The organism is Magnetococcales bacterium (assembly GCA_015231175.1).
GTDB lineage: Bacteria > Pseudomonadota > Magnetococcia > Magnetococcales > DC0425bin3 > HA3dbin3.
In genome coordinates, this window is sequence record JADGBZ010000077.1 from 5790 (window position 1) to 16324 (window position 10535).

At 57.0% G+C, this 10535-nt stretch carries 8 protein-coding genes; 7 read left to right on the top strand and 1 reads right to left on the bottom strand.

What is annotated here, in order from left to right:
• The 4 genes from HQL63_13270 to HQL63_13285 form a co-directional block, all read left to right on the top strand.
• Positions 1 to 794 (top strand): tetratricopeptide repeat protein (locus HQL63_13270; protein ID MBF0177798.1); only part of this gene is annotated, 794 nt, incomplete at its 5' end.
• Positions 795 to 1013: 219 nt separating this feature from the next.
• Entirely contained in the window at positions 1014 to 4100 is a 3087-nt protein-coding gene (locus tag HQL63_13275; GenBank protein MBF0177799.1) for an AAA family ATPase, read from the top strand.
• Between the two features lie 37 nt (positions 4101 to 4137).
• The gene (tadA, locus tag HQL63_13280) at positions 4138 to 5787 is read left to right on the top strand and encodes a Flp pilus assembly complex ATPase component TadA (protein MBF0177800.1); all 1650 of its coding nucleotides are present in this window, start codon (positions 4138 to 4140) and stop codon (positions 5785 to 5787) included.
• A 25-nt stretch (positions 5788 to 5812) separates the two neighbouring features.
• Positions 5813 to 7048 carry a type II secretion system F family protein gene (locus HQL63_13285; GenBank protein ID MBF0177801.1) on the top strand — a complete coding sequence of 412 codons (1236 nt, stop codon included), beginning with the start codon at positions 5813 to 5815 and terminating at the stop codon, positions 7046 to 7048.
• 32 nt (positions 7049 to 7080) lie between these two features.
• Here HQL63_13285 and HQL63_13290 read toward each other — a convergent pair whose 3' ends face one another.
• Positions 7081 to 7419 (bottom strand): hypothetical protein, encoded by a 339-nt coding sequence (locus tag HQL63_13290; protein ID MBF0177802.1) that lies wholly within the window; start codon positions 7417 to 7419, stop codon positions 7081 to 7083.
• 259 nt (positions 7420 to 7678) lie between these two features.
• Between HQL63_13290 and HQL63_13295 the strand changes: the two genes are divergently transcribed.
• The 3 genes from HQL63_13295 to HQL63_13305 are packed head-to-tail and all read left to right on the top strand — an operon-like array spanning position 7679 to position 10390.
• The gene (locus tag HQL63_13295; GenBank protein ID MBF0177803.1) at positions 7679 to 8929 is read left to right on the top strand and encodes a cytochrome c family protein; all 1251 of its coding nucleotides are present in this window, start codon (positions 7679 to 7681) and stop codon (positions 8927 to 8929) included.
• 25 nt (positions 8930 to 8954) lie between these two features.
• The gene (locus tag HQL63_13300) at positions 8955 to 9452 is read left to right on the top strand and encodes a hypothetical protein (protein ID MBF0177804.1); all 498 of its coding nucleotides are present in this window, start codon (positions 8955 to 8957) and stop codon (positions 9450 to 9452) included.
• On the top strand, positions 9449 to 10390 hold the full coding sequence (locus HQL63_13305; protein MBF0177805.1) for a 4Fe-4S dicluster domain-containing protein: 942 nt from the start codon (positions 9449 to 9451) through the stop codon (positions 10388 to 10390). The genes HQL63_13300 and HQL63_13305 overlap by 4 nt, the downstream gene beginning before the upstream one ends.
• The last annotated feature ends 145 nt before the right edge of the window (positions 10391 to 10535 follow it).

The window sequence follows — 10535 nt, forward strand, 5'->3', positions numbered from 1 at the left end:
CTCCTGGGGGTGACCCGGCTGCTGCGATGGCGGATGCTGCCCGTCTGGGTCAGGCCATGCTGAGTGGAGCGGGTGGTTCGCAGCCTGGATCAGGTGCTGCACAGGCCGGGGGTGTCCCTGGCTCTGCCTCCTTGGGGCAGGCGATGGGAGGGGGGCAACCCGTCCAGAGCCAGGTTGCCGATGCGGATGCGGCGCGCCTGGAAAAACTGATGAACGACATGGCTGGCGCGGATACGCAGCAGGGTGTCAACCCCAAGGTTGCCAGGGAGGGAAAGTCCACTGGCGCTTCTTCGGAGGGGGGGCATCTGGCTGGGCGACGTGGCGAGGCCGGAGCAGGCAAGGGTGGGGGGGGTGCCCCTGCTGCCAAGGTTGATGCTGCGGATGTGTCTTCGGAGGGTATGGCCCAGGCGAATGCCGTGGCCGATCAGATCAGAAAGAGGACCGTGGAAACAGCTCACGCCGTTTCTAAAGTGAGGAAAGCCTTGGCCGATGGTTCGTCCGGCGAGGTGGACTCCGGGTTGAGCAAGCTTGCGGCCATGAAGGGGGAGAACAACCCCTATGTCATGAAAATGCAGGCTTATGTCTATATGCGGGAAGGGAAATATTTGCAGGCGGGGAGTTTGTTGGAGGATGTCCTGAAGAAGAGAAAGAACGATCTTGATGCAGCCAAAAACATGGTCATCGTCGAGATGAAGACTGAACAACAATCTTCTGCTCGTGATCGTCTGAAGGATCTCATGCGCCGCTATCCCGGTGATCGGCAGCTGCGTGAACTTCATCAGCATCTGAATTGACGGTGGCGACACTGGGTTGGAAGTTTTTCCCGCTTTATCTTCACCAGCTTTTGAATTGACGGTGGCGACACTGGGTTAGAGGTATTTCCCGCTTGACTGGTGGGTTTAGATTCGACGACAGCTGGAATCGTGTCGTCCTGGCCGGTTTGCTTCCCGTGTGGGCTGGTGGGTTTGAGGTGGCTGAACGGGAGAGGATAGGATGGGAGGATATGAGAAGAAATGGTTGCGCAGAAGGAGGCCTTCCTTGATTTTCTTGGGTTAAAGCGCAACCCGTTCCCGGTCTCCCCGGATAGTGAGTACTTTTTCCTGCCCTCCAGGATAGATGCGTTGATCTCGGAGGTTTTGCACAGTATCTTCACACGCAAAGGTTTTTTGGTCTTGACGGGTGAGGTTGGACTGGGCAAGACGACCATAAGTCGGAGAATTTTGCGTCTCCTGGATGGGGAGGGGGTCGAGTCGGCCCTGGTGTTCAATACCTTTTTGCAGGGTTCGGATCTCCTCAACGAGATTGTCAGGGATTTTGGGATCGCCACCAAGGATGAGACCATGCAGGGTCGTATTGAGGCCCTGAACCGGTTTTTGATGGACCGTTACGCAATGGGTAGAAATTGCGCCATCATCATTGACGATGCCCAAAATTTGTCGACGGAGAGCCTGGAACTGATCCGGATGATCTCCAATCTGGAGGCTAACGCCGAGAAACTGGTGCAGATTCTCCTGGTTGGCCAACCGGAGCTCATCGACAAGCTCAACACGCACGAGATGCGGCAGTTGAAAAGCCGTGTCGTTGTCCACGCCGAAGTGCTGCCTCTGAGCCAGGAGGAGCTGAAGCAGTATGTCTACTTCAAGCTCAATACGGCTGGTTCGCAGGGGGGGGTGCAGATAACGGACCGGATTTTTAAGACGATGCATGCTTTGACAGGCGGCAATCCAAGAAGAATCAACAATCTGATGGATCGTTGTCTCTATGGCCTCTTCGCCTACAACACCCACAGGATCAGCAAGCGGCTGTTGCTGGAGGTGGCGGCGGAGGTGGGTTTTGGCATGCCGAAGTGGCCGTGGAAGCGTTGGGCCTTCAGGGGTGGCCCGGTCTTGGTGGTTGTGACCGGCTTGGCGTGGGTCGTCTTGCATCCCGACTCTTTTCCGAGGGGTGAGGGAGGGGGGTCGGTTTCCGTGGAGTTGGCCAAGGCCAAGACCATGCAGCGCCATGCCGAGGCCGAGGCGGCCAAGGCCAGGGCCGCTCAGGAGAAGGCGCATGCCGAAGAGTTGAAGGCCAAGGCAGCCCAGGAGTCAGCGAAGACCGAGATTGCCCGGGCCCGGCAGGCCGAGGAGAAGGCCCGACAGGAGGTTTCCCAGGCCCAAATCCGCGAGGCACAAGTCCTGACACAGGCAGCCAAAGGTGTTGAAAAGGCGGATGGCCAAAACATTCAGGAAGTTTTGGCACAAGCGCGCAAGATGCGCGAAGAGGCCGAAGAGAAGGTGCAACGGGCTGAACAGGCTTTACAACGGGCGATGGAAGAGTCAAAACGGCAGGGGGAGGTGTTGCTTCGGTCCGTTGAGGCCCGGCAAAAAGGGGAGCAGGAGGGGAGCCGGGCCCAGGAGGAGTTGGCCAGGATCCAGATTGCGGTCCAGGAGCAGACCAGGGCTTTGACCCAGGCCTTCGCCGACCAGGAGAAGGCACAGGCGGAAACGGCGGAGGCGCGCAGGCAGGAGGCTCAGGCGCGTGCAGAGGCGGAATCGCGCGCGAAAGAGATGGCCGAGCTGACCAGACAGACGCGCGAGCAGGAAGAAAAATTGGCCCAGGCCAAGGCGCTGCGGGAACAGGCCGAGGCCGAGGCCGCCCAGGCGCGCAACAATGTTGCCCATGTCATGGCCCAGGCCGAGGATATCAAAAAAAATGCGCAGGATGTCGTTGCAAAGGCCAAGGAGGAACTGACCCGGGGTGAGGCGGAATGGCAGAGGGGGCGGCGCAAGTTTTTAAATGAAATCAAAGCCGCCCGTGATGAGGCCGATGCCAGGATAGCCAGTTCCGGGAAGCGTGCGGCGGAGCTGCTTGCCCAGTTCCGACAAACACATGCCCTGGGTGAGGCGGGTGCGCCGGGGAAAAAGGCGAACGACAGCGATAAACACTTGGCCGAGTTGGACATCATGCGGCAAAAGGCGGTCGCCGAGGCAGGTTCTTTACGTTCGGACGTGGAGAAGGTATTGGCAAGGGCCGAGCTTGCACAACAGCAGGCCGAGGCTCTGCAAAAGGATTACCAACAAAAACAGGTTGATTTGACATCGGATAAAATGCAGGATCAACTCGTTGAGTTGCAGGCTGCGCGGGAACGGGCCGAGAAAGAGGCCCATGATGCCAGCAGACAGGTTGCCGCCATGCGAGAGCAGGCGCGTAACGCGCAGCAGGTGGTGAGCCATATCCAGGAGCGGCTGCATTTGCATGAGGATCGGTCCGGTTTGGTTGTCCCGGTCGCAGCGGAGTTGCTTCGTTTCATGGCTCGTTCCGGGCTGGAGTCGTTCTCTGAGTCCTTTTCCCGTGGTTTGGTGACTGGCTCCCTTGATGTTGCCGAGCAAAAAATTGCCCGGGAGACCGGCTACCGGTTGGTCCAACTGGAACATCTGCCGCCCGGAGTGGAGGCGCGTCATGCCATCATGACACATACTTTGAGCGATGGATCCAAGAGGCACATGTTCTTCTGGAAGCCGCCATTTTGGGTTGATATGGTTTATTTTGGGCAAACAGATGAAAATATAGGCAAGTTGCAGGAGATGCTGGCCAGGAATCAGGTTTATAAGGAGCCGGTGGATGGGATAGCCGGGAGGTACACCTTGTTGGCCCTGGTGGGTTTCCAGAAGAAGGTTGGCCTTCCATTGACCGGACAGCCCGATGCCGCCACATTGTTTCTTCTCTCCCATGGATCCGAGGCGGGGGCAGGTGAAAAGCCCGGGGTTGTGGTTGGGCCCCCGCTCACTTCGAAGCCGTTGAAAATACTTCCGGACAAGGTGAGTGTCGCTGCCAAGAACGAGAAAACCCAGTGGGTGGTGCAGGTTGCGAGCGTGGAGCGGGGCGCGGATCCGAGTCATGTTGTTAAGATGTTAAAAGATAAGGGATTCTCTGTGTTTGAGCAACCGCTTGTTTCCAGAGAGACCGGTAAGGAGTGGGTGACGATCCGGGTTGGGCCGGTTGCATCACAAGGCGAGGCTGCGGATTTATCCCAAAAATTGGAACCCTATTTCCAACAGGACAGGCTCATCCTTGAGTACCATTCCACAGTGTCTGGTGTGGATGGTAAGGGTGGCTTGTGAACCGTTCCGGCAGTCGATCAACAAGAGGGTGGTAACCATGGCGGAAGGTGCGCAGAAAAAACCGTTGGGGGAGTTGCTCAAGGATAAGCAGCTCATTACGCAGGACCATATCGAGTTGGCGCTTCAGGATCAAAAAATCACCAAGGAGAGGGTTGGTGAGATCTTGGAGAGGCTCGGGTTTGTTTCCCAGTACGATGTGGCCACGACCATCGCCGAACAGGAAAAGCGGGAGTATGTGGATGTGGATCGGGTGATTCCCAACGAGGACACCCTGCGTCTTTTCAATCAAAATCTATGTGAGTTGCACCATTTTCTCCCACTGAGCCATGCCGGGGGCGAGATTCAGATCATATCGGCCAATGATGACGTGGGACAATTGGAGAAGTTGGTCAGTCGGCACACAGGTTTGCGCCCCCGGTTTCGTCAGGGCGAAAAAAATAAAATCCGCAATGCTGCTCAGTATTACTACTATTTTCTGGAAAATCCGGTCGAAAAATTGTTGCAGAAGGAGCTCCAGTTGCTGGCGGCTGACGTTGATGATGTCCGGGCGTTGGATCCCCTCATCAACCATCTGTTTCAACTGGCCGTCAAGCTGCGGGCCTCGGATATTCATATTCGCCCCATGGACCGGAGCATCAATGTCGCTTTCCGGGTCGATGGTGTGATGCGTTCCATGTTTGCCATGCCCACCAGCATGAAGCGATTGATTTCGACGCTCAAGATGCGCGCCGATATGGACATTGCAGAACAACGTCTTCCCCAGGATGGGAGCTTTTCCGAGACGATTCTGAGCAGCCGTTACGATTTTCGTGTATCCACGACGGTTTGCCCGTTTGGCGAAAACATGGTTATGCGTCTGCTGCCCATGCGCAGCGACTTCATGAGCATGTCGCAGTTGGGTTTCGAGGCGGAGGATGTGCTCCTTTTGCGGAAGATTTTCAACGAGCCGTTCGGTATTGTCCTGTTGACCGGCCCTACCGGTTCTGGCAAAACCACGACCCTTTATGCTGCGGTCCGGGCCTTGAACTTGACCGAAAAGAACGTGCTCACGGTCGAAAACCCGATCGAGTATCGGATTCCGCTGGTGCGGCAGACCCAGATCAATGTCAAGGCGGGTTATACTTTCGCTTCGGCCATTCGCCATTTTCTCCGGCATGACCCGGATGTCATTCTGGTCGGTGAAGTCCGCGACAAAGAGACTGCCGAGACGGCCATTTCAGCGTCGGAAACCGGTCATATGGTGCTCTCCACGCTGCACACCAACACCGCTTTTGGTGCCTTGCCACGCTTGCGTTCTCTGGGGATTCCCTCCTTCATGGTGGCCGACTCCCTGGTGGGTGTGGTGAGTCAGCGGCTGGTGCGGCGTATTTGCACCACCTGCCGCGAAGAGTACAAACCCACCCAGGAGGAGTTGGATTATGTAGGGGATCCGACCATCAAGGTGTTGTATCGTGGCAAGGGGTGTCCGACCTGTTTCGGTACCGGGTTTCTCGGGCGGACGCTGGTTTATGAAATACTCCGAATCGACAAGAATCTTTCGACGCAGATTGCCCGGGATGACCACCTGGACGACATGGTTGCCTCGGCAAAGGAGGCTGGTTTCATAGACATCATGGATAATGCCCGGGCCAAGCTGAAACGGGGGGATATTTCCGTCAGTGAGGTGATCCGGGTGCTTGGTTATTGAGGAAAGAGTGCCGACCGGAGGAGTTATGGCGTATTTTCGTTACAAGCTGATCGACAAGGATGGACGAGTCCGGGGCGGGTGGGTCGAGTTGCCCTTCCAGAATCCGGTCTCGGCCATGACCTATCTGGAAAAGAAAGGGAGTACGGTCCTCTTTGTGGAGGCTATTCCTCCGGTGCTGGCCGGGTTGTTCGGTGCGGTGATGGAGTTTTTTGCCACGCCTGTCACCAAGGCGGAACTGGCCGAGGCATTGAATAACGTTGCCGTCATGTTGAGCGCCGGGATTCCGCTGCTGACTGCCCTCAAGGATGCCATGGGTGAACATGATAATCCCACTTTGGCGCGCCTGGGTAATGAGATTGCCATGCGTGTCGAGGGTGGTGTGAGCCTGACCGAGGCGGTCAAGATGTATCCTCAACACTTTCCCGGGGCGATGGTTTTCCTGGTCAAACTGGGGGAGGAGAGCGGCAATCTGGACCGGACGCTCAAAGATGCCGGAGATCACGTCAAACGGGTCGATCGCATCATGAAGGACACCAAATCGGCCATGATTTACCCTGCGTTCATGTTTACGGCCATCTTTGGGGCCATGGCCTTCTGGCTGGTGGTCGTTGCTCCGGTCCTGAGTGAACTTTTCAGACAAGCCGAGTTGAAGCTGCCCTGGTTCACTGTTGCCGTCATCCACGCCTCGGACTTCTTGAAGGATTACATCCTCATGATTATGGTGGCGATCTTCGTATTGTACAGATTATTGAAACTCGCGAACGACATCCACAAGCCGACCAGGAGATTTTTTCACCGCCTATGGTTGAAGATTCCGGTCATCAAGATGATCATCCAATCTTTCAACTTGGCCTTCATCACCGAGTATCTCAGTCTCATGTTGCAATCCGGTGTCGATATCTTCAAGAGTCTGGATACCATGAGCCAAAATCTTAAAAACGAGATTTACAAGGAAAAACTGGCCCAGGTGCGTTCGCATCTCGTGCAGGGTAATGGCCTCAGGGACTCGTTTCACGAGGCGCGCATTTTTCCGAGTTTTGTCGTCCGCATGATCGGCGTTGGGGAGCAGAGCGGTACCTTGTCCGATCAGCTCAACTACGTTGCCGAGGATTACAGGATCAAGCTGGAGCTGCTTGTGGCCAATATCGCCAAGATCATCGAGCCAGTGGCTCTGGCCGTCGGCGGTGGCCTTTTCATAGCCATTATCATTGCCCTGTTCGCGCCCGTGTACCAGCTGGTCTCGAAAATGGGCGGCGGATGATGCCCCATGGCCATGTGCAAGAGGGGCCGCCGTCAGGTAGCCAGGGGCGACAGGGAGCGGGGTGAACCCCAATAGGGGACAAACTGGCCTTGGGTCGCTTCACGGCTTGGCCACAGGTTGGCCAGGGCAGGGCTCGGGGTGGTGAGCAGGGCGTTTTTGGCTTCCGTGCAGACGTTGCGGACAATCTGGTGGGTTGATATATCTCGGAACATACGTTGAATGGGTTTGAAAGCCGAACGTGAGCCGTGTGCCAGTTTGTGCGCAACATGCAGATCGACATCGGGAGTGTCTGCGCCGAAAGAGTCGATTGTTGTCTCGCTGATCAGGCGGGAGTGCCCTTTGCCCGGGCTGGTATGAAGGATGAAAGTCATGGGGGTCGTCTCCAGTAGTCGAGTGCTTCTCTCGTGTAACCATACGCTGCCTTTTGTTTCCCTTGAGTCAGGGATGTCTATGACAAAGCAGTAAACGTGCCATTTCTTTCCTGGCTTGTTTGTCGTTTAAAATGAAAGAATTGGAAGGAGTGTGGTGCGAGTGCTTTTCCTGGTGGTCCACTGAGGTCTGTAGGACGGCATATTGTGCCATTTTCGTGGGAAATTCTTTCCCGGGAAGGCTCAGGAGAGGGAATAAAGAATGATGGTGCGAAAGATTTGGCAGATGGTTTTGCCGTGGGGTTTGTTTGCCGTGGCGCTTTCCTGTGGTGTTGCCGATGCCCAGGCGGAAATGGAGCGGCCACCGCTCCGGCATATAGCTGCGGCGGCTTGCGGCGAGTGCCATCAGGAGATTTTTCGTGAGTGGCAGGCATCAATGCATGCGCAAAGTTCTGCACTTCATGATCCATTGCACGGGGCGATGTATCGCGTGATGATCGGCGACCCAACCCAGGAGGGGGTGCAAACCCCCAAGACGGGCGGCTACCCCGAATGTCTTCGCTGCCATGCTCCCAATGCCGCCCAGGATGGCAAGACCCGACTGGATGCCATGGCGGCCTACACGGAAGGGGTGAATTGTGTGAGTTGTCACACCATGGAGGCGTTTCATGGGGTCAAGGGGAGCGACGGCCAGTTGCGTTTGGGGAATGCGGCCTACACTTTCAGTCTGAAAGAGTTGCAGGGGCCCTATGGCGCTCACCACGGCCAGGCGCCTGCCATGTCGCCCGGGAATGGTGCGGGCGCCCCCCCCACTGTCAATCCTTTCCCGCATGTCCAGAATGGGACTCTGTTCCAGAGTTCCGATCTCTGTCTGGGGTGTCATGAGCAACAAAACAATCCCCAGGGGGTGCCCGTTTGTGCCACAGGGCCGGAGTTGGCGGCGGCTGGTCAGACGGTGACCTGTCAATCGTGCCATATGCCTACGGTCAATGGGCATGCCAGTCATGCCATGGCCGGCGGGCATGATGCCAGCATGCTGAAACGGGGGGTCACGCTGGATCTGGTTGCCACGGCACAAGGCGAGCAGGTTCTGGTGAATGTGACACTGCGCAACAATCTGGTCCATAATTTTCCAACCGGGGCGCCATTCCGTTGGGTTGCCTTACAGCTGACTGCACGGGATGCAAGCGGTCAAACCATTTGGAAAAATGATCCGGCGACGCTTGGCAAAGAAGATGAGCAGGCCATGTTGATGATGAAACTGGTGGATGCCGAAGGCCGTCCGGTACCGCCTGCCATGGCCACGAAATTGGCTGGAGATTCCCGACTGAAACCGCAGGAGACACGCACGTTGGCGTACCACATACCTGCCAAAGGGGTGCAGAGCGTACAGGCCGAGTTGCGCTACGGATTGCTTTTGCCACCCATGATGCACAAGATGGCTGACAAGGTGCCTGCCGAGGCAATGCAACCTGTTGTATTCACAAAAGTGATTCGGACAATCTCCAGGTAGATGGGGTGTTGTGGGAGCTCGTCGGGTGAAGCGGTTATTGTGGACCTGGCTGGCCCTGCTTGTGGTGTCGGGGTGGACATTCATCGCCGTGGGGGAGGGTGTTCCTCCCCCGTTTGCGCGTGTGGGACCGGTGGCCAAACCAAACTGTGCGGCTTGTCACGCCTGGTTGGAGAGTGTATCGAAGCCACGACCTTTGCTGGCGCCCCATAATGCGTTGGTTCTCTCCCATGGCAAGGGAACGCTGTGGTGCCTGGATTGCCACGTCAGCGATGGGCGGGAGAAGTTGCGCGCCGGCGGGGAGAGCGAAGTGACCTGGAACGAAGAGGACCGGCTTTGCGCCCTGTGCCATGGCCGGAATGTGGGCAAGTGGCAGGCAGGAGTGCATGGCAAGCGTGTGGGGAGCTGGCAGGGAACGCCGCGTGCCATCTTGCGCTGTCGCGTCTGTCACGACGCCCATCAACCGGCGAGCCGCCCTTGGTTGCCGGATCCACCCCCACCTCGTAAGCGGCAGGGGACAGTATGACCCCTTTGCCTGAAAACGAAGGTCCGGTTGATGGGCGGCGGCGTCGCCTGTTGCAGGGCGGTGTAGCCACAGGTTTGGCCATGGCCGGCAGCGGGAGCCTCTTGGCCATGGCCGACGCCGATGGTGCGGTTTCGGATACCTTGGGGAGTTTTTTCCAGGATCACTATCTGCGCATGCAACCCCATGAGGTGGTTGCCGCCTTGGCACGGATCGAACGTCGCATCCAGCGCGATTACGGCGTCAAGGCCACGTGCAGCGCCACGCTGCCGCAACCAGCTGTCGCTTTTGCCTTTGCCCTCAATTTGTCGAAATGCGCCGGCACCCGTCGTTGCGTGGAGGCTTGTGTGCAGGAGAATAATTGCGGTCGCGATGGTACTCTGCAAAATATTCGTGTTCTGGAGATGGATGCCGGTCAACAGGACTTGTCCAAGGGAGACCCTTATTATCAACCGGAAAAGGTTCCGGTTCCGGGCCGATGGTATCTGCCTGTGCAATGTCAGCAGTGTGATGATCCCCCCTGTGTGCAGGCCTGTCCGGTCGGCGCCACCTGGAAGGAGCCGGATGGCGTGGTGGTCATCGATTATGATTGGTGTATCGGGTGTCGCTATTGCGCCGTTTCCTGCCCTTATTGGGCACGTCATTTCAACTGGGGAAAACCCCGGTTGACCGGAGATGAGGTGACGTTGCAAACCCACTATCTGGGCAATCGGCCTCGGATGGCCGGGGTGATGGAAAAGTGTACCTTTTGTTTGCAACGAACCCGCCAGGGAGGGATGCCGGCGTGCCAGGAGGCGTGTCCCACCGGGGCGCGCATTTTTGGCAATCTGCTCGATCCCGACAGCGAGATTCGCTACGTTCTGACCCATCAGCAGGTCTTTCGTCTGAAGGAGGATTTGCATACCTCTCCCCGTTTTTGGTATTTTGCGGATGGACCATGACGGGCCGACATGGGGGAGCGAGTCTGCGCAAGGGGTTTTTTGTAACTATTCAGCATGCGTAATTGTTCACCACCCTTGCAGGAAAAGCTAGGACATGAAAGCCTTTGTCAGGGCTTCGCCCCGAACCCCACCAGGACGCTGTCCT